The sequence below is a fragment of the Anaeromicrobium sediminis genome, assembly GCF_002270055.1.
In the GTDB taxonomy this organism is placed as follows: Bacteria; Bacillota; Clostridia; order Peptostreptococcales; family Thermotaleaceae; genus Anaeromicrobium; species Anaeromicrobium sediminis.
On record NZ_NIBG01000007.1, the window covers coordinates 134,222 to 153,864 of the forward strand.

20 protein-coding genes and 1 pseudogene are annotated in these 19,643 nt (G+C 31.1%); 5 read left to right on the forward strand and 16 right to left on the reverse strand.

What is annotated here, in order from left to right:
* Nucleotides 1-50: 50 nt before the first annotated feature.
* Entirely contained in the window at nucleotides 51-1,535 is a 1,485-nt protein-coding gene (locus CCE28_RS09985) for a recombinase family protein (RefSeq protein ID WP_176461759.1), read from the forward strand.
* A gap of 24 nt (nucleotides 1,536-1,559) precedes the next feature.
* Here CCE28_RS09985 and CCE28_RS22220 read toward each other — a convergent pair whose 3' ends face one another.
* Entirely contained in the window at nucleotides 1,560-1,736 is a 177-nt protein-coding gene (locus CCE28_RS22220) for a hypothetical protein (protein ID WP_176461760.1), read from the reverse strand.
* A gap of 108 nt (nucleotides 1,737-1,844) precedes the next feature.
* Here CCE28_RS22220 and CCE28_RS09990 point away from each other — a divergent pair.
* Nucleotides 1,845-2,603 (forward strand): annotated as a pseudogene (locus CCE28_RS09990) (ABC transporter substrate-binding protein); the annotation flags it as partial.
* A 45-nt stretch (nucleotides 2,604-2,648) separates the two neighbouring features.
* Here CCE28_RS09990 and CCE28_RS09995 read toward each other — a convergent pair.
* Complete coding sequence (locus CCE28_RS09995) at nucleotides 2,649-4,331, reverse strand: NHL repeat-containing protein (RefSeq protein ID WP_207652881.1); 1,683 nt, start codon at nucleotides 4,329-4,331, stop codon at nucleotides 2,649-2,651.
* Between the two features lie 292 nt (nucleotides 4,332-4,623).
* Here CCE28_RS09995 and CCE28_RS10000 point away from each other — a divergent pair, with 292 nt between their 5' ends.
* Both CCE28_RS10000 and CCE28_RS10005 read left to right on the forward strand, forming a co-directional pair.
* Nucleotides 4,624-5,136, forward strand: a complete 513-nt coding sequence (locus tag CCE28_RS10000; protein WP_095133505.1) for a transcription repressor NadR — start codon at nucleotides 4,624-4,626, stop codon at nucleotides 5,134-5,136.
* 70 nt (nucleotides 5,137-5,206) lie between these two features.
* A complete protein-coding gene (locus CCE28_RS10005) occupies nucleotides 5,207-6,211 on the forward strand; it encodes a PTS transporter subunit IIC (protein ID WP_330396842.1) in 1,005 nt (334 codons plus the stop codon).
* Nucleotides 6,212-6,425: 214 nt separating this feature from the next.
* On the opposite strand, the gene CCE28_RS10010 is transcribed toward CCE28_RS10005, so the two are convergent.
* From CCE28_RS10010 to pepT, 4 genes are all read right to left on the reverse strand, one after another.
* Nucleotides 6,426-7,304 carry a YitT family protein gene (locus tag CCE28_RS10010; RefSeq protein ID WP_095133507.1) on the reverse strand — a complete coding sequence of 293 codons (879 nt, stop codon included), beginning with the start codon at nucleotides 7,302-7,304 and terminating at the stop codon, nucleotides 6,426-6,428.
* 101 nt (nucleotides 7,305-7,405) lie between these two features.
* A complete protein-coding gene (locus tag CCE28_RS10015) occupies nucleotides 7,406-8,401 on the reverse strand; it encodes a CapA family protein (RefSeq protein ID WP_242972953.1) in 996 nt (331 codons plus the stop codon).
* Between the two features lie 95 nt (nucleotides 8,402-8,496).
* Nucleotides 8,497-8,700 carry a hypothetical protein gene (locus tag CCE28_RS10020; protein ID WP_095133511.1) on the reverse strand — a complete coding sequence of 68 codons (204 nt, stop codon included), beginning with the start codon at nucleotides 8,698-8,700 and terminating at the stop codon, nucleotides 8,497-8,499.
* A gap of 249 nt (nucleotides 8,701-8,949) precedes the next feature.
* Nucleotides 8,950-10,182: a peptidase T gene (pepT, locus tag CCE28_RS10025; RefSeq protein WP_095133513.1), complete on the reverse strand. Its 1,233-nt coding sequence runs from the start codon at nucleotides 10,180-10,182 to the stop codon at nucleotides 8,950-8,952.
* Nucleotides 10,183-10,366: 184 nt separating this feature from the next.
* Between pepT and CCE28_RS10030 the strand changes: the two genes are divergently transcribed.
* Complete coding sequence (locus CCE28_RS10030) at nucleotides 10,367-10,519, forward strand: polynucleotide phosphorylase (protein WP_095133515.1); 153 nt, start codon at nucleotides 10,367-10,369, stop codon at nucleotides 10,517-10,519.
* An 82-nt stretch (nucleotides 10,520-10,601) separates the two neighbouring features.
* Here CCE28_RS10030 and CCE28_RS10035 read toward each other — a convergent pair whose 3' ends face one another.
* The 10 genes from CCE28_RS10035 to CCE28_RS10080 all read right to left on the reverse strand — a co-directional run bounded on the left by CCE28_RS10035 (nucleotide 10,602) and on the right by CCE28_RS10080 (nucleotide 19,640).
* Nucleotides 10,602-11,237: an MBL fold metallo-hydrolase gene (locus tag CCE28_RS10035; RefSeq protein ID WP_095133517.1), complete on the reverse strand. Its 636-nt coding sequence runs from the start codon at nucleotides 11,235-11,237 to the stop codon at nucleotides 10,602-10,604.
* Nucleotides 11,238-11,381: 144 nt separating this feature from the next.
* Nucleotides 11,382-11,660, reverse strand: coding sequence for a hypothetical protein (locus CCE28_RS10040; RefSeq protein ID WP_095133518.1), 279 nt, complete (start codon nucleotides 11,658-11,660; stop codon nucleotides 11,382-11,384).
* A 16-nt stretch (nucleotides 11,661-11,676) separates the two neighbouring features.
* A complete protein-coding gene (locus CCE28_RS10045; RefSeq protein WP_095133520.1) occupies nucleotides 11,677-12,093 on the reverse strand; it encodes a hypothetical protein in 417 nt (138 codons plus the stop codon).
* A 113-nt stretch (nucleotides 12,094-12,206) separates the two neighbouring features.
* Nucleotides 12,207-13,544 carry a germination protein YpeB gene (gene ypeB / locus CCE28_RS10050; RefSeq protein WP_095133522.1) on the reverse strand — a complete coding sequence of 446 codons (1,338 nt, stop codon included), beginning with the start codon at nucleotides 13,542-13,544 and terminating at the stop codon, nucleotides 12,207-12,209.
* Nucleotides 13,545-13,558: 14 nt separating this feature from the next.
* Nucleotides 13,559-14,455 (reverse strand): spore cortex-lytic enzyme, encoded by an 897-nt coding sequence (gene sleB / locus CCE28_RS10055; RefSeq protein WP_095133524.1) that lies wholly within the window; start codon nucleotides 14,453-14,455, stop codon nucleotides 13,559-13,561.
* A 144-nt stretch (nucleotides 14,456-14,599) separates the two neighbouring features.
* Complete coding sequence (locus CCE28_RS10060) at nucleotides 14,600-15,787, reverse strand: FprA family A-type flavoprotein (protein WP_095133526.1); 1,188 nt, start codon at nucleotides 15,785-15,787, stop codon at nucleotides 14,600-14,602.
* Between the two features lie 383 nt (nucleotides 15,788-16,170).
* On the reverse strand, nucleotides 16,171-17,301 hold the full coding sequence (locus CCE28_RS10065; protein ID WP_095133528.1) for an aminotransferase class I/II-fold pyridoxal phosphate-dependent enzyme: 1,131 nt from the start codon (nucleotides 17,299-17,301) through the stop codon (nucleotides 16,171-16,173).
* Between the two features lie 68 nt (nucleotides 17,302-17,369).
* The gene (locus tag CCE28_RS10070) at nucleotides 17,370-18,092 is read right to left on the reverse strand and encodes an amino acid ABC transporter ATP-binding protein (protein ID WP_095133530.1); all 723 of its coding nucleotides are present in this window, start codon (nucleotides 18,090-18,092) and stop codon (nucleotides 17,370-17,372) included.
* A complete protein-coding gene (locus tag CCE28_RS10075; RefSeq protein WP_095133532.1) occupies nucleotides 18,076-18,753 on the reverse strand; it encodes an amino acid ABC transporter permease in 678 nt (225 codons plus the stop codon). Before CCE28_RS10075 ends, CCE28_RS10070 begins: the two co-directional genes overlap by 17 nt.
* A 68-nt stretch (nucleotides 18,754-18,821) precedes the next feature.
* Nucleotides 18,822-19,640: a transporter substrate-binding domain-containing protein gene (locus tag CCE28_RS10080; RefSeq protein ID WP_095133534.1), complete on the reverse strand. Its 819-nt coding sequence runs from the start codon at nucleotides 19,638-19,640 to the stop codon at nucleotides 18,822-18,824.
* Between the last annotated feature and the right edge of the window lie 3 nt (nucleotides 19,641-19,643).

The following is a 19,643-nucleotide window of genomic DNA, read 5'->3' on the forward strand; positions in this document are numbered from 1 at the left end:
TTATGGCTATTTGCATATGTCTTAATATATCTACCTAAGAGGTGATTTTTTTGAAAGCAGCCCTGTATCTCCGTGTAAGTACTGAGGAGCAAGCTTCTGGTGGCCACTCTATCCAGGCCCAGCAACAAGAATTAATCAAATATTGTAGTGCCTTTGATTATGATATTTATAATTTTTATATTGATGCTGGATATTCTGCAAGTACTATGAATAGGCCCGCATTAAAAAAGTTATTAGGAGATTGTAAAAAATATGATATAGCCCTAGTATGGAGATTAGACAGGCTTTCTAGAGATATGGCAGATCTAATGAAAATAATAGAAATATTTACAACCTATAATATAATATTTAAATCTAAAACAGAAAGCTTCGATACCTCCACTGCCTCTGGTAAATTAATGCTAAACATGCTAGGTTCCTTTGCTGAATTTGAAAGAGCTTCCATAAGTGAAAGAATTCAACTGGCTCATAAAAAAATATTAAATGAAGGAAAATGGAGAGGTGGAAGACCTCCTTTAGGATATGAACTAACCCAAGATAAGACCCTAAAAATCAATAAAAATGAAGCTCAAATTATAAGAAAAATATTTGATCTTAGTGCAAATAAAAATATTGGTACTAGAAGTATAGCTATCCACCTTAATAATTTAGGATATTTGACTAGAAATAAGAAAGCTTTTAGCAGTTCTTCTATTGTTCGCATATTAAAAAACCCCACTTATTATGGTGAGATGGTCCATAAAAGACAACAATATATAAAAAAAGATGGCAAGAAAAAAGTAGTCTATTCAGATAACTATACTACCTATAAAGGACTATATGAGCCTATAATCTCTAAAGAAATATTTCTAAAATCTGAAATCAATATAAATAGAAGAAAACTAAATCGTGGAACCTCTTCTAAAATTCCAAATTTATTATCTGGTCTTATCTTTTGTGGAGATTGTAAGGAATATATGCTTAGAAACACCAGAAAAGATGGGGAAGTATTTTTCACCTGTAAAAGTTATAAGCACTATGGAAAGTGTACTCACCATTACATATCAGAAAATATAATTATGAAAGAAATACAAAGAAGTATTCAAAACCTAGAAGAATCTGAAAGCACAGTTTATGAAATGAATAAAAAGTTGATTAAGAAAAAAGATCATAAATTATATATTATCGAAAATGAAATTTCTACAATACAGGAAAGTATTCATAGTATTTCCAAGAGAAAGGATAAACTATTTGAACTCATTGAAAAAGAAATAATTACAGAAAAGGATTTTATAGAAAGAAAGAAAAAGCTATCTAAGAAAAATGAAGAAAAAAATAAACTCTTAAAGGAATTACAATCCAAACTAGATAATATACAAAATTATCAGGAAAATAAGGATTTTATTCCCTATATAAAATCCTTTACTAAAGATTTTCATACCCTCTCTTTTAACTCAAAGAAGAAAATCTTAAATATTATCATTGAGCGTATAGAAATATTTCATAATGATAGGCCCTATGGAAGAAAAAAAATTCATATCTATTATAAGATTTAACTTGGAGACATTTAGTGCTTAGTATTATTCACTAAATGTCTTTTTATCTGAACTCATATACTCTTCCAAAATAATATTCACCACATCATCTGGTATACCTCTTTTTCCCTTCTCATCTGGAGCTGTCATAAAAAAAGCTATGGATGTGCCATAATCCTCTTTATACCTCTTCCCATAGGGTGTGTCTACCCAATTATCCATATGGACTCTCCCCTTCTCATTTACTACTAATACATATGAATACTGCCTTTGTCCATATTCCCTCAATAAAAATCCTATCCTTAGGTATCTTTTTCATCTAATCAAGTAGATATTGGATTTATGGGTCCTGAAGCCTCTGTTTATGTATATAACAAGGGTAAGGATGACTATGCAGTTAACTTTGCTCAATTGACCCAAAGGGACGGATCATTTTTAGTGGCCAGGGAGCCTATGCCAAACTTTACTTTCGATATGGTTAAGGGAAAAACTATTATAGGTGGTCGAAAAGGCGGTATGCCAGAAATGACTCTAGAATATGTTTTAAAATCTAACAAGGTAATGCCAGGTAAAGATGTAAATGTTAGAACAGATATACAATTCTCCGTAATGGCTGGAGCCTTTAAAGGTGGAGAAGGAGATTTTGTAACTCTGTTTGAACCCGTTGCTTCTTTAATGGAAAAGGAAGGTGCAGGACATATAGTGGCTTCAATCGGTAAGGAAGGTGGCTATATACCATATACTTGTTATTCTGCTAAGAAGAGTTTTATAGAAAATAATCCTGAGATTATTCAAAAGTTTACTAACGCTATCTATAAGGGAATGCAATGGGTAGAGGCCCATTCAGCAGAAGAAGTAGCAGCTGCCATATCTCCACAGTTCCCTGATGCAGATCTAGAAATATTAACAGAGGTTGTTAATAGATACAAGGCACAAGATACTTGGAAACCTGATTTGATTCTTACAGAAGAAGGATTAAATCATATGATGGATATAGTTGAAATGGCTGGAGAACTAGACAAGAGAGCTCCTTATGATAAAATAGTTACTACTGAGTTTGCTAAAAAGGCTATGGATAGTATTAAATAAATAATATAGCAGGGATTTCTCCCTGCTTTTTCTCTGTTCCTCTATTTACTCTCCATTCAAATATAAGTACTGAATTCTGTCATTTTCCAAATCACAAACGTATATATTTCCATCCACATCAATTCCTATTGAAGATGGATAATTGAACTGTCCCTCTAATTCTCCATACTCTCCCCAGGATCCTACATTTCCATAGGGATCTATCCTTTGAATTCTATTATTTAAGGTATCTGCCACATATATGTTTCCATATTTATCTACTTCAACGGCTTTAGGTCCACTAAATTGTCCTAGTTCTTGACCATATTCTCCAATTACATCTATGGTACCATCTGTATTTATCTTTTGGATTCTATTATTTAAAGTATCCGCCACATATATATTCCCATTTTCATCTACTGCCACATCAGATGGAAGTCTAAATTGACCTTTTTCTATGCCTTCTTCCCCCCACACGGTGACCTTACCTTTAATGTCAATCTTTTGAATTCTATTATTTTGAGTGTCTGCCACGTATATATTTCCATCCTTGTCTATATGAATTCCCTCTGGAAATATAAATTTGCCCTTTTCCGTTCCAAGACCTCCTATTACTCTGCTTCTTCCCTTTACACTAACCTTTCTTATCTGGCAATTATCCTTATCTATGAAATATAAGTTTCCCTTTTCATCTAATTCTACACCTGATATTTTTCCTATTTTAATAGAATCACCGTCGAAAACTTGTACTTCTCCATTTCTCTTTACCTTATATAAATTATTTGTCCAAGTCTCTGATATATATAAACTACCAAATTTGTCTACTGTAATTCCTTTAGGCTTACTTATTTTATTATGAGTATCCTGTTTCTCCCCTATTATTTCCCTCTCTCCATTTTCATATATTATTGTTATAGTTTTATCTGAGACAATATATATGTTGTCCTTCCTATCAATATACATATCCGTTGGGAAATCCATATTAGTTGGAATTCTCTCAATCTCACCCTTATTGGTTAACTTTATAATATTATTTATAAAATTATCTAATACATATATATTACCTTTATTATCTGCTTCTACTGATATGGGCATATGTAAGTCCTTCTCTATTTTCTTATTGCCTTTTATATCATATATAGATCCATTTAAGTTCATCTCTTGAATCCTATTATTATTCATATCACTTATGTATACTTTTTCATTCGTATAGACCACATCATTAGGGTCTTTTAAATTGCCTGATTTAGATCCATATTTACCGTAGGTATGTACCCTTTTATCCATATCTATTTTTCTAATCCTATGATTTTGAGTATCTGCCATATAGATATTTCCTTCATCATCTATAGTCATTCCCTTTGCAAATATATATCCTTCCTTCTCCGTATCAAACTTCTTATGCACTTTAAAATTTCCGTATTGGTTCATTACCTGTATCCTATAGTTTTTGGAATCTGCTATGTACAAATTATTATTTTTATCAATTGCCATATCTCCTATATCAATAAATTCACCAATTTTTGTACCCCTTTTCCCTAGGACTTCTATTCTTCTATCTTCATATATCTTATATATAGTATCCTCCGTTGTAGCCACATAAATATTACCTTTACCATCTGCCACTATTTTATTCATATGCTCTAATTTCATAGATTCCCTTATCTTTTGTGGAAATATTTGAACAAACCTATCCTGGCTATGAACAGTTGTAGTTACGCACAAAATGAAACTAATTATCAGCAACATTCTCCTCATATTTATCCCCTTCCCCTTTAATGAAATTATATCATTTTTCCAAATTTAAAAAGGTTTTTTTAACAAAAAACTCAAGTTTTTAACAAAATGTAACTTTTATGAATTGCAATAAAAAGGTAATTATATCCATTTATGTAACACCTTTCTAATTACCATGTCCAATTTTCTCAATATTGCGATAAAAAATTCCATATGGTATACTTATAGGACGTAATAATACTTAATAAAAATGTGGTATTTTAATGGGTAAAATAATCTTAGTCATTAGAAGGGAGTATTACGCATGAAATCCCAAGAAAGAAGAGAATCATTACTAAACTTGCTTATACAATCTAAGGCACCCGTTACAGGATCTGAACTTGCCAAAGAATTCAAAGTAAGTAGACAAGTTATTGTACAAGACATAGCCCTTTTACGAGCTCGTGGAATAGATATCCTTGCAACCTCAAATGGCTATGTTATATTAAGTGATAATAAAATCCTAAAGGTTATAAAATGTAAACACAACGGTATTCATGAGCTGGAAGATGAACTTAATACAATCATAGAATTAGGTGGTAAGATATTAGATGTAATCGTTAACCATCCTATTTATGGTGAAATTAAAACACCCCTTTGTATAGGTTCTAAATTTGAATTAAATGAATTCATTAAATCGGTAGAAGAAAAAAAAGCTCAGCCATTGTTTACTTTAACGGATGGAATTCATTTCCATACTATAGAAATACCTAATATAAACATATATAATAAAATAGTGGATTCTTTAAAGAATAAACATTACTTAATAAGTAAATAATTTGTACATATTCATAATATTTTTTAATCCCATGTGACAAGACACATGTATATACTTTGGAGGTATAGAAATGAAAATGAAATTAAGAGATTACATAACAAAAGTTTTAAACGGAATGGCTTTAGGTTTATTCTCCTCCCTCATAATTGGCCTTATATTAAAACAAATAGGTACCTTTACAAATTTATATCCTTTAGTTTTAGGCGGTAAAATTAGCCAGTATATGATGGGACCTGCCATAGGAGCAGGAGTAGCCTATAGTTTAAATGCGTCCCCCTTAGGCATTTTTTCTTGTATAATAACTGGGGCCATAGGAGCTAATACAGTTACCTTTACTGATTCGGTACCTGTTTTACACATAGGTGAACCAGTAGGTGCTTTAATAGCATCTTTAGTAAGTGCTGAGATTTCTAAATTAGTAAGTGGGAAAACTAAGCTAGATATAATTGTTATTCCACTTACTACCATTATATCGGGCACTATTATAGCTACCACAATAGCTCCTGTTATTTCTAGATCCATGACATATCTAGGATATTTTATAAACACCTTAACAGAGCTTCATCCATTACCAATGGGCCTATTAGTAGCAGTTTTTATGGGCATAATACTCACCTTACCTATAAGTAGTGCTGCTTTGTCTATTTCACTTGGTTTAAGTGGCCTAGCAGCTGGAGCAGCCACCGTTGGTTGTGCATGTCAAATGGTAGGTTTCGCCATTTCTAGTTACAGAGAAAATAAGGTTGGAGGTTTAATCTCCCAAGGACTAGGCACTTCCATGTTACAAGTTCCTAATATAATTAAAAATCCTTGGATATGGCTTCCTCAAATAATTGCATCAGCTATTTTAGGACCCTTATCTACCATGGTATTTAAAATGACTAACAATAAGATAGGAGCTGGTATGGGAACAAGTGGATTAGTTGGCCAGTTTGCCACACTAGACACAATGGGAGAAGGTAGTTTATATGGAATCGGAATCCTTCATTTTATATTACCTGCCCTAATATGCTTTTTTATATCTGAGTATATGAGAAAAACAGGTTTAATAAAATTTGGAGATATGAAACTATAGAATAGAGAAAAGGGACGGCTATTATTTAATAGCCATCCCTTTTTTTACTTACTAGGAAATTATAAATTTTTAGAAACTGTGGATAGGTAAAAAAATAAGGGGTTGTAGGGGAAGAGTTCCCCTGCCCGCTTTAAAAGAAGGTGCTCAGATTGCGGTAGCAATCGTCGAAGGAAACCATAGGGTTTCCTAGCGAAGCATAGGTCGTATGCCTTTTTTATATATTTTCTTCTACTAAAGACTCAAAATCCGCACCTTCGCCCCATACAGAATTTACTGAAACCCCGTATAAAAAGGCGTGTGGGTCAACTTTAGCTATAAAATTCTTTATCAATATTACATCACGTGGGCTACATATACATATTATCTTTACTCTACTTTCGTCCGTATAAGCACCCTTTATATCATATGTGCTTACGCCCCTTCGCATTGTATTTAAAATATATTCTATTATTTCCTCATATTCTTTACTTACTATTTCAAGCTTAATTTTTTTCGACTTTAAACCAAATAATACAGCATCCATTGCCTTTACAAATATGAACTGAGTTACTATGGCATAAAGGGCAATATTCATATCATACACTATGGCTGATATGGCTATAACCATAGTATCTATTACTAATAGTATTTGACTCATACTAACAAAGGGTAGTATTCTCCTATGGAAGATTTTAGCTATAGTATCTGTTCCTCCTAATGAGAATCCTCTCTTTAAAACGAGCCCACATCCTACTCCAGATATGACACCATAGTATATTGATGCTAGTATTAAATCATTTTCTATAAACATAACATTAAATTCTTCAAATACCATTAATATTATTGGATATAACAAAGATAAAACAATTATTCTCTTGCCATCTTTCTTTCCCAAAAATATAAATGCACTGACTAATACTCCTAGGGATAGCACATAATAAATATAGGTATACTTAACGTGAATTATTCGATCTGCTATAATTGATATTCCCGTAATACCACCTGTAACTAAATTGTTAGGTTTTAATATGGACGTTATGGCAAAAGCCATTAAGGCACATCCAATGAAAATAAAAACATAATCAAGTACTCTCTCTCTTACTGTTTTTTCCATATCTATCACCCCTTTTAAAAGAATATTCTCGTAAACTATATCATATTTTTTATACTAGTAAAATACTTTTTTAATTTTTTAATATTCCCTTAACATATTTTTTAATTTCCAATGAAATCCCTCTTTATACCATACTCTAGAGATTCACTATATTTAAATATCCTATTTAATATCCTATCCTTTTCATGTCCTTTAGCTATCACTGGACAATAATCATTATATTCATCTGTAGATGATATTCTACAAGGAATTATCTTTCCATCACAATATAATTTCTTATCTTTTATGGTAAAAATACTTTGAAATATAAAAGTATCCTTATCCCTTGGATTTCTATTTCCTCCAAATACAAAGTTTCCTAGGCTATATACAATATATCGATCCTTGTACCTTTCTATACCTTGAATAACATGGGGGTGATGTCCCACCACAATGTCAGCTCCATTATCTATTGCTAACCTTCCCAGTTCTTTTTGTATTTTATTTGGGTAATTAGTCCCCTCATTTCCCCAGTGAAAAGTCACTATTACAATGTCATTTTCCCTCTTTAAAGATTTTACATCTTCTATCATCTGATTTTTTATATTTAAAGACCAACCCTTATATCCTAAAATTCCTATACTTACTTCATCTTTGTAACAACTAGCTATATAATCATTCCCATAATAAGTTATTCCATTATCATTTAATACTTTTACCGTATCTTCAAATCCTACCCTTCCAAAATCATAGGTATGATTATTCGATAAATTAACAACCTCAATACTTGCCCGTTTTAATATGTCCACATATTCATCCTTTCCTTTAAAACAAAACTTCTTTTGTGCTCTCTTTTTACTCTCTGTAAAGGTTCCTTCTAGGTTTACTATAGATAAGTTGTCCTTATCTAATATGTCCTCTACATTCTTGAAAAAATAACCATAATCATTATTTACCCTATCTAACATGTGGGGAAAAGAGTTATAGTATGAAAAATTTGTATCATAACCTAAGGTACAATCTCCCATAAAATTAATAACAAATTTTTCTTCTCCATATGAAAAGTTAGGGGTAATGAATATTATTAATAGAATTATGCCAAGTATTCGTTTAAACACAAATAAACCTCCCAAAATATAATCACTCATATATATATGAAAGGTTTTTATTAAATATTATAATTTATTTTAGTCAAAAAAAGATTAGCCATTGGCTAATCTTTTTTATAACCACCTTCGTTAGTCCACTCAGGTGTGTTGAATTCATTTGAAAATTTTACTCTTTCTCCCTCTTCCCGAGACATTATATATGCATCTACTCCTTTATGTGCATATTCCTTTACCTTTGCTATAGCCTCTTCTCTACTCATGGGACTAGATATGTCATTCTGTGCATAAATTACATAGTCTCTATCCATGCTTATACCTCCTAGAAAATATATAAAATCCTTTGTATTAATTGCCAATGTATGGTATTATATACATATAGTTTTAGTTATTTTTTTAACAAAAATTTTATTCTATGAGGTGATGTTTAATGTTAGTACGTTTAATTGGCTTAATATTAATTGTTCTTACTGTTAGGTACCTTTCGGCTTTAAATCGTATGGAAAGAGAAAGACAATATAAAGTTAGACATCACATAGATAATTAACAATTTATGTTATTTATCTAACATTCTCTTCATATAGCTGGACAATTTTTACTATTGTCTCAACTGCTTTTAACATGGACTGTACGGGAATATATTCAAACTTTCCATGAAAATTGTGACCTCCAGTGAATATATTAGGGCAAGGTAATCCCATAAATGATAATCTTGCTCCGTCTGTGCCACCTCTTATTGGTTTTATATTAGGCTTTATACCAACATTGTCCATAGCAATTTTAGCCATCTCCACTACTTCCATTACTGGTTCAATTTTTTCCCTCATGTTATAATATTGATCTTTCATTTCTAAACTAATTGTATTTTCACCATACTTGTCATTAATATAGTTTACAATTTTCTCAATTCTATTCTTTCTTTCTTTGAATTTTTCCATACTATGATCTCTTATAATATAATACATTTCCGCATTTTCAACGCTTCCCTTTATATCATTTAAATGATAAAAACCTTCATACTTTTCTGTGGTAGCAGGTATTTCATTTAAAGGTATCATGGAATTTAATTCCATACCTATGAGGATGGCGTTCTTCATTTTATTTTTTGCAGTGCCAGGATGAACATTTACTCCATTTATCTTAATCTTTGCAGATGCAGCGTTGAAATTCTCATGTTCTAATTCACCAATTTCCCCGCCATCTATTGTATATGCATATTTGGCATTAAACTTTTCCACATTGAATTTATCTGCTCCTCTTCCAATTTCTTCGTCAGGAGTAAAAGCAACTTTTATTTTTCCATGTTTTATATTAGGAGTATTTATTATGTATTCCATAGCAGTGACTATCTCAGCTATTCCAGCCTTATCATCTGCACCTAAAAGAGTAGTTCCATCTGTAGTTATAATATCTTGTCCCACATAATTTTTAAGTTCTGGAAATTCTTTTGGACATAATACAATATTTTTTTGTTCATTTAATATGATTTGTCCACCATCATAATCCTTAACAATTTGAGGTTTTACATCTTTTCCACTCATATCAGGGCTCGTATCCATATGGGCAATAAATCCAATGGTAGGAACTTCCCTTTGAGTATTTGCCTCTATAGTTCCATATACATAACCAAATTCATCCATATATACATCTGTAAGACCTATGTATTCTAATTCACCCTTTAATAGTTTACCAAACCCAAACTGACTTTTAGTACTTGGGCAAGTGTCTGAATTTTCATCTGATGTAGTTTCATATTCCACATATTTTAAAAATCTGTCTATAATATTTTCCATTACTAAACACGTCCTTTTTTCTCATAGCTTTTATAATTAAACTATTTTAATATTTTTACCTGCTTTGCTACTTTTTATAATTAAAAGAAAAGTTTTAATATTTATTTATTATTTACCCATCAGTCTATATATTATTTTTAAACTCACTTGGAAACACTAAATAATATATAAGGAGGAATTTTTCATGAATAAAGAATATTTAAATTCACTTTCTGTATTAAACTATGCAGATTTAACTGAGGAACAATTATCTGTAATCCAAAATTTCGAAAAAGAATTTAACTCAAAATTTAAAACCGAAAACAACGCTACATTTTTTATGATTATGCAGCAATAAAAAATCCATGTACTATTTAATTAAGGGCGGTTACTTCTACATAGTTCCACTAAGGAATGTTCTAAAAATAACCGCCTCTTTATTATTTTTTGTACTCTAGAAACTCTCTATTATGCTTTCTCACATATTCCATAGTGGCTGAAATGTCATGACCTGGGTAAATAGTAACATCATTATTTAATCTTTTATCCAGTTTATCTAAAGAATAGGCCATGTCTCTTACACTCCCCCCTGGTAAGTCCATTCTACCTATATCCGTATCAAATATGGTATCTCCTGTAAATATTATTTTTTCTTTTTTAATATATAGGCATATGCTCCCTGGTGTATGACCTGGTGTATGGATTACTTCCATATTTATAGATCCAACGTTTATAATGTCTTTTTCTTTCAACCTAATATGACCTTTAAATTCAATTCCCTTATTATGATATTTAGACCTATTTATTTCACTAGAAATTAATCCATCTTCATCTAGTTCATGGATATATACTTTTGATTTATATTTATTTCGTAAATACTCTACTGCTCCTATGTGATCATAATGACAATGGGTTAATATTATACTCTCCAAAAGAATATTTTTTTGATCTATAAAATTACTTATTACTTTTCCATTATCCCCTGGATCGATTATACATCCTTTAAGACTATCCTCATCATATATTACATAAGCATTAGTGTCTAAACTACCTACAACAAACCTCTTTAATTTCATAATACCCCTCCTATCCTAATATACATCTATATCTTACCATAGTTTAATAATAATCTAAAAAAATAGTCAGGAAAAATATCCTAACTATTTTTTAGTCCTTCTTTTGTCTACTATTTAAATAAAAGCCAATTTTAAAATTGACTTTTATCTTTTCATAAGCCTTATGAAATGATCTAATTTTTTTTCTTGCTCTCTGTCTAATAATCCCATTCTTTTTAATAACTTCATTTTTTTAATTAATGCGTTTTTTTCTGAAGCAGAAAATTTATTTATCATTTTCATCATTTCTCTTTCTATTTCATCTTCACTTTTATCTTTATATTTATCTGCTATTTCATTAAAGCTTGCCATATCACTACTAGATGCGTTGTATTGTTTTGCCACCTTTTCTAATTTCTTTTTCATTTTTCTTAAATCTTTCATAAATATCCTCCTTTACTTATTGAGGTAAAAAATAAGTTTTACTTCTGAACATATAGAAAAAAGCCAATTTTGAGAACATACTTGTATCTATTTCTTCATTTAACTCTTCTTCATTTCTATAAGGTCTTCTTCTTCTTCCTCTAAAGGAACCTCTCATGTGAGATCTTATGCTCCGTTGTAAATATGCAGCCCTAATTTTAACTTCATCTGTTACATATTCATTTCTCATTCTTCTTACTAAAGTCAAATCTCTATCATACATATTAAGAGCTACCCTATCCATTCCTTTAATCATATAATCTAATTCTTCTTCTATATTCTCATCACTTTCATATACATAGTAACTCAAAAAACTATTCAATCCTTTTAACTGAGGGTCATCCTTTATCTGTTCCCCTAGCATTTCCATAAAATTCATATCTTCCACATTCATCCCTCACTTCCTTATACTCTGCTAATACATACTATGTACTTACCTTTTTATAGGTGACAAGGTTGTCTTATAGCACTAAAAAAAGCTCCCTACTGGGAGCTTTTAGTGTGATCCTATAATACTAATACACCATCATCCTTTACTATAACTTGTAATATTTTTTCTTCCATACCTGTTAATGCATTTATATATATTAAGAAGGTATCTTTTTTATAAGTTACTTTAAGTTCATAACATAATTTTTCTCCATAGGCATCAGTTGGAATTACAGTTAATCTAGAACTTTCTACCACACCTCTAGAACTCAATCTACTTATGGCCTGCTTTTCACCTATTAAACCTTCTTTATTTAAATCTCTATTCTTGTGATTAAACAAATATCCTTGACTCTCATATCCTAGTACATTTCCATTTTCTAAAGAAATCTTTACTTTTATTAAATCTGGATATATTATGACCTTATCTTGCTCATATGCAAAGTTTACTACGACTTGATTATCATATTCCATATAATAAGTTGTGGCCATATTCTTTATTCCCTTTGTATCTAAAAAATCTTTAGCTTTTTTTATAGCTTCCTCTCTGCTGAATTTTTTCTTTAAGCCTTCTTCATTAGATAGCATCCAGATTACGTGTCCACCCTTTTTTGTTATAGCAGATGATATTCTATTTCCATTATTATTTAGTACTACTAAATAACTTTTTTCATTCATATATTTAATATCCTCTACCCTTTCTACTTTAGCTTTCCTGTAGTTAAAGAAAGATTTAGCTTTCTCTATGGCCATATCCTTAGATATTTCTTTTCCTGTAACTTGAAAGTTTCTATCTCCAATATGTTCTGAGAAGGGTCCATCATATATTAAGGTAGGATATTGTTGAATTCTTTCATCCATATAAGCGAAATTATCTGTATTAACCTTAGTAGCTCCTAATTCTTTATTAATCTCTCTATTCATACCATATAAGCTTACACCATTATCTTCCATATACCTTTGAGCTACAATTAATTCTTTAGTTATTTCATTAGAGTAATTATGCAATTCCTCTAATACATTTAATTCTTCCGTACTTAGTATTCTTCCATTTAAATTTTTTTGAGCTAATGCTTTACTTAAATCTCCTATTTGACTTAAAAATTTCTGAGTTTTCAATAGTTGAGATCCGGCCACTGGTAATTGACATAATTTTTCCTGAGCATCATAGGATAAATTACTTATATCTGACAGTAACATGACCTTTTCATTTGAAGTGGATGATACAATAGTTTTAGCCAAGTTAGACTGTATATCTTCTAAATTCACCACCATGTCTGCAAACATTCTTTGATATTGATTTTCTAAGTATATATTATATTGCCTATTTTTATTATATTGACCATATCCCCATAAAAAAGATATTATTAACAATCCACTTAGTACTACATACGGAACAACATTTTTATTTTTCATTATGTACCTCCTTTCTATTTTGCAAACGAATGATTCCCAATTGTAATTAGAGGAGTTTTTGATAACATCCACTTATTCTGAGCTGTTTTAGGATTCCAATAATATATGCATCCTCCTGTAGGGTCCCATCCATTTAGTGCATCCTTAGCAGCCTTATAAGAATCATTTTGAGGATCTAAATATATTTGTCCATCATCTACTGCAGTAAAAGCTCCTGGTTCATATACTACTCCAGCTATGGAATTTGGAAAGGATGGATGTTTTACTCTGTTTAATACTACTGCTCCTACAGCAACCTTACCCGTATATATTTCTCCCCTTGCTTCTCCATTTATAACCATAGCTAAAAGTTTCACATCATTATCATTGGTAATCCCCCCATTAGATGCTTTATAGTTTTTATCTGCTGGAACGGAATCCATACCTAACGCTTTCCTAGTGGCAGGGCCTATATACCCATCTACAACCAATCCATTGTCCCTTTGAAACTTTGTTACAGCTTCATAAGTACCATCTCCATAAATACCATCAGCAGTTCCTGCGTAATATCCCTTAGTTTTTAATATTTCTTGTGCCTTTTTAACAATAGTATTTACACCTTTATTACTAATTCCCGTGTCCCTACTTAATTCATTATAAAGGCCTAATTGCTTTAAGGTATATGTACCTACTACACCATCAGCCTTTAGTCCATTTTTCTTTTGAAAATATACTACTGCATTATACGTAGCATTTCCAAATACACCATCAGCTTTTCCCCTTAAATACCCCCACTCTATGAGTCTTTCTTGTACCCTTTTTACATCATCTCCTGAATTTCCCCAATAAAGGGTTCTAGCATGGGAATCCAATCCTACAAAGCTAATTAAAACCAGTAGGGCAACTAATAAAAAAAGCCTTCTATTTTTCATAATTCTTACCTCCTAACATAATTATATTTTCTCTTAAGCTTTTTCCCTTTATTCTCAAAGGCGGAAAATTTTTCGAAAAAAAAGAGAAACTAGGATTTTCTCCTAATTTCTCTTTTTAATAATTCTTTTAATTATGGTACTGTTTTATACTAATTCCTTTCCTAGTTCTACCCCTGCATCATAGCACATTTTTAAATCTTCATCTGTAGGTACGTATTTAACTTCAATACCTTCCCTTATTAACTCTACTTGTATTTTAGTCATTTTTTCTTCTATGTTTCTAACTGCACCTTTTCCCCAACCATAAGAACCAAAGGCTAGTCCTACTTTTTTCTTTGGTCTAAGCCCTACTAATTCCTCTAACACATAGGCCATATCTGGAATCATAGTATTATTTATAGTAGATGAACCTATTAATAGGGCACTAGCATCTAATATATCTGTCATTATGTCATTTGCATCGCTAATGGATGCCTTATAAAGTTTTACTTCTACACCTTCACTTACTAAACCATCTAGTAAGGCCTTGGCCATTTTTTCTGTACTGTTCCACATAGTTTCATATACTATAACAGCTTTTTTCTCTGACTGGAAATTACCCCATTTTAAGTATTCTTCTACTATCTTCTCTGGATTAGTTCTCCATATGATCCCATGACTTGGGGCTATCATATCTATTTCTAATCCCATATCCATTATTTCTTTTATCTTTCTTACCACATTTTGACCCATAGGCATTAATATATTAGCATAATATTTCTTTGCCTCAGCCATTAATTCTGGCAAATCATGCTCATCATCAAATAGTTTAGTGCTGGCTATATGTTGGCCAAAAGCATCATTTGGTAAAAGTAATTTTTCTTCTTCTATGTAAGAGAACATACTATCAGGCCAATGAAGTAGTGGTGCCTCAATAAATTTTATACTCTTTTCTCCTAGTGAAATTACATCTCCAGTTTTAACTATTTCATACTCATATTCTCCAAAATAATGATGCATCATAGCATCTTTTCCCTTTGCTGAACAAAATACCTTTGCATTAGGTATGTACTCCATTATTTCTGGGAAACTTCCAGAATGATCCGGCTCCACATGATTTATTACCACATAATCAATTTTGGAGGGATCTACTATTTTCTTTATATTTTCTATTAACCTATCTGAAAAGTGATTGTCAACTATGTCTACTAACGTAATTTTTTCATCCATTATTAAGTAAGAGTTATAGCTTGTCCCCTTATGGGTATGAAAGGATGGTCCATGGAAATTTCTAATATTCCAATCTACTGCACCAACCCAATATATACCTTTTTTTATTTCCTTTATTGACATATTAAAACTCCTTCCGTTACACATATTAAAACAATTTTAACACATTTTCTAACACCCTGCCCCTAGACAAAAAAATAATGGCCATACAGCCACTATTTACCTGAATAATAAATTTGTTAAATTTGTTATCCCTACAGTTACTCCTGATAATAGGACAAAGAAAATTGATCCTACAATTAATTTTTTTACATCGCTCATAATCATAATGCTTTTTTCCTTTCGAATAATATTGATAATAACACTTATATTTTTAGCTTTATTGATTAATTTTATTCACCATCGCACATGGTTTTTTCTCTCTATAGTATATATACCATATATTATCCATAACAATCAACGAAAATCGTATTACAAATTAATGACTTTTTCGCCATTTTTTCTTCCTAGAAGAATTTTTTCTCTATTCTATCAAAACACTCCTTTAAAGTATCTAGATTATTGCTTACACACATCCTTACAAAACCTTCTCCACAGTTTCCAAATACGTTCCCTGGTATCATTCTAATATGACATTCCTTTAAAATTTTTCTACAAAATTCAAATGATGTGAAACCTGTTTTTTTAATATTTAAAAATATATAAAAACTTCCTTCTGGTTTTTCTCCGTGGATATTTTTAATATCTCCTATTCTCTTTATAACATAATCAATTCTATCTTCATATAGTTCTTTTATATTATTCTCTATTCTGGCTTTATTCCTGAGGGCGTATATACCAGCCCTTTGCGATATACTTGACGGAGTATAACAAACTCCTTCATTTATATTTTTCATACAATTAATTATATATTCAGGTCCTATGGCATACCCTACTCTCCATCCAGTCATGGCGTAATTTTTAGAGAAGCTATTTACTACCATACTCATGTCCTCATAACCCTTTATATCTAGTAATGAAGAGAAAGTATTATTATAGTCAAAGGCAGAATAAACTTCATCTGATATTACTAATATGTTGTGTAGTCTAGCAACTTGTAAAATGCTTTCTAATATGTGCCTGTCATATATGGCACCTGTAGGATTATTAGGACTATTTAATAATATGGCCTTCGTCTTTTGGGTAATATTTTCTAATAATTCATTTGTATCTATATTAAAATTATTTTCCTCATAAGTGGAAACCGAAACACATTTACCACCTACTAATTCTATTTGATCCTTGTATGCAGTAAAGGCAGGTTCAAATATAATTACTTCATCTCCCTTATCTATAATAGCTTCTAGAGCTAAATAAAGTCCATGGCTAGCCCCTGCCGTAACCATTACATTTTCTTCCTTTGTGTTTTCATACAATTTTACGACTTCCTTAATAAGGGCCTTGTCGCCTAAAGGATCCGTGTATTTAGTATGACCTATTCTGCCATCTAAAAAGGCCCTATCCATCACATGTTCATCCGTTATAATATCATGCTCTCCTACACTCAAATCTATTAAATCATCATAGGTTTCATTCAGTCCATCTATTTCAGCTATTACTACTCCTTTTTTATTTAAATATCTTTTAGACAAAAACATAATACTCCTCCTTATAATAATGGATTTGAAAAAAAGTACTAGTCTATAGCCAAACTAGCACTTAATATCTACAATACTTTTCTTAAAAAATCTTGTGTTCTTCCATGTTTGGGATCATTAAATAACTCTACAGGAGTTCCCTCTTCTATTATATTTCCTTCATCCATAAATATTACCCTATCTCCAACTTCCTTTGCAAATCCCATTTCATGAGTAACTACTACCATGGTCATTCCCTCTGATGCCAACTCCTTCATTACATCTAAAACTTCCCCTACCATTTCTGGGTCTAATGCTGAAGTAGGTTCATCAAATAACATTACATCCGGTTGCATAGCTAAGGCTCTTGCTATGGCTATACGTTGCTTTTGGCCTCCAGACAATTGATTTGGATATGCATTTGCTTTATCAGAAAGACCAACTCTCTCTAATAAATCCATGGCAATTTTTGTAGCTTCCTTTTCATCTATTCCCTTTAGCTGCATAGGAGCTAAGGTAATATTTTTTAATACGGTCATATGTGGAAATAAATTAAATTGCTGAAATACCATTCCCATTTTTTGTCTAGTCTTATTTATATCATTTTTACTATCTGTAATAGAATCCCCTTCAAATATGATAGTTCCATCTGTAGGCTGTTCTAATAAGTTCAAACATCTTAAAAAAGTACTTTTTCCAGATCCTGATGGACCTATAACAACCACAACTTCTCCCTTTTTAATATGTTCATTAATTCCCTTTAATACATGTAATTTGCCAAATTTTTTGTGAAGGTTAGATATGTGAATCACCGGCTCTTAACCCCCTTTCAATTTTTCCTAATAATTTAGATATGCTAAATGTAATTATAAAATATATGATTGCCGCTGGAATAAGTGGAGCAAAAGGCTGATAAGATATACCTCTTATAGTCTCTGTATTATACATTAAGTCATGAATTCCAACAACAGATACGATTGCTGATTCTTTAATTAAAACTACAAACTCATTACCTAAGGCTGGTAATATATTTTTAAACGCCTGAGGAATTATAATATATTTCATAGCCGTAGAATGGGACATTCCTAATGATCTAGCTGCTTCCATTTGACCCTTATCTATAGACAATATACCAGCTCTAATTATTTCAGCCACATAGGCTGCACTGTTTAAAGATACTGCCACAATACCAGCAAATACATCTGGCAATTCTACTCCTAATACTATAGGTAATCCATAATAAACCATTAATAATTGCACAAATAAAGGTGTACCCCTTACTACCTCAATATAAATTGATGCTATTTTACTAAGTATTTCTATGTTAAAAATTTTGAATTTAGATAATTTCAGTAAAGCTAATATAACTCCTAATATAGTACCTAATATAACTCCAAAGAAAGATAAAAATAATGTTATACTAGTTCCTGAAAGATAAAACTTATAATATTTTGCTAAAAATTCTAGTTCCAAAACGGTCACCTCCAAATGAAAAATTGAAGCATTTTGTCAGGCTATATCCTGCCAAAATGCCTTATTGCCTATTCTCCTGATAATTCAATAGCTTCTATAATAAATTCTTTTAGCTTTCCACTTTCCTTTAATTTATCAATTGCTTTATCCATTATTTTTACTAATTCTTCATTCCCCTTATCTATGGCAATAGCTGATCCATCTTCACCATTTCCAAATTCCATACCAGCTAAAGCTAATTTAGGATTTTGCTTGGCATATGCTTCTGCCACAAATTCTGATACTACTATGGAATCTATTTTTTTATTTTCAAGTTCTAATACTAAATTAGTTAATTTTCCTAAAGATTTAAGCTCAATATCTTTCAATTCATTTTTAGCTAAGTCTTCTTGGATAGAAGACTTTTGTGCTCCTACCTTTGTTCCTTTAAAATCGTCTACCGTATTATACTTATCTTTATCTTCTACTCTTACTAATACCTTGTTTACACCCTTATAGTAAATTTGTGTAAAATCTACACTTTTCTTTCTCTCTTCTGTTGGAGACATACCTGCTACTATGAAATCTATTTTTCCAGCCTTTAGACCTGCTAATAATCCATCAAATTTCATGTCTTTAATCTCAAGTTCTACACCTAATTCTTCTGCCATTGCCTTTGCAATTTCAATGTCAAATCCTACAATAGTGTCTTCTCCATTTATTTCTTTATGGAATTCATAAGGTGGATAATCAGCACTAGTCCCAAGTACTATTTTTCCTTTTTCCTTTATTAGATCTACCTTACTTACTTCCTTACTCGCTTCCTTATTTTGTCCGCATCCTGCTAAACTAAAGATCATTGTGAATACTAATAATGAAGCCATTAAAATTTTTATATACTTTTTCATTTT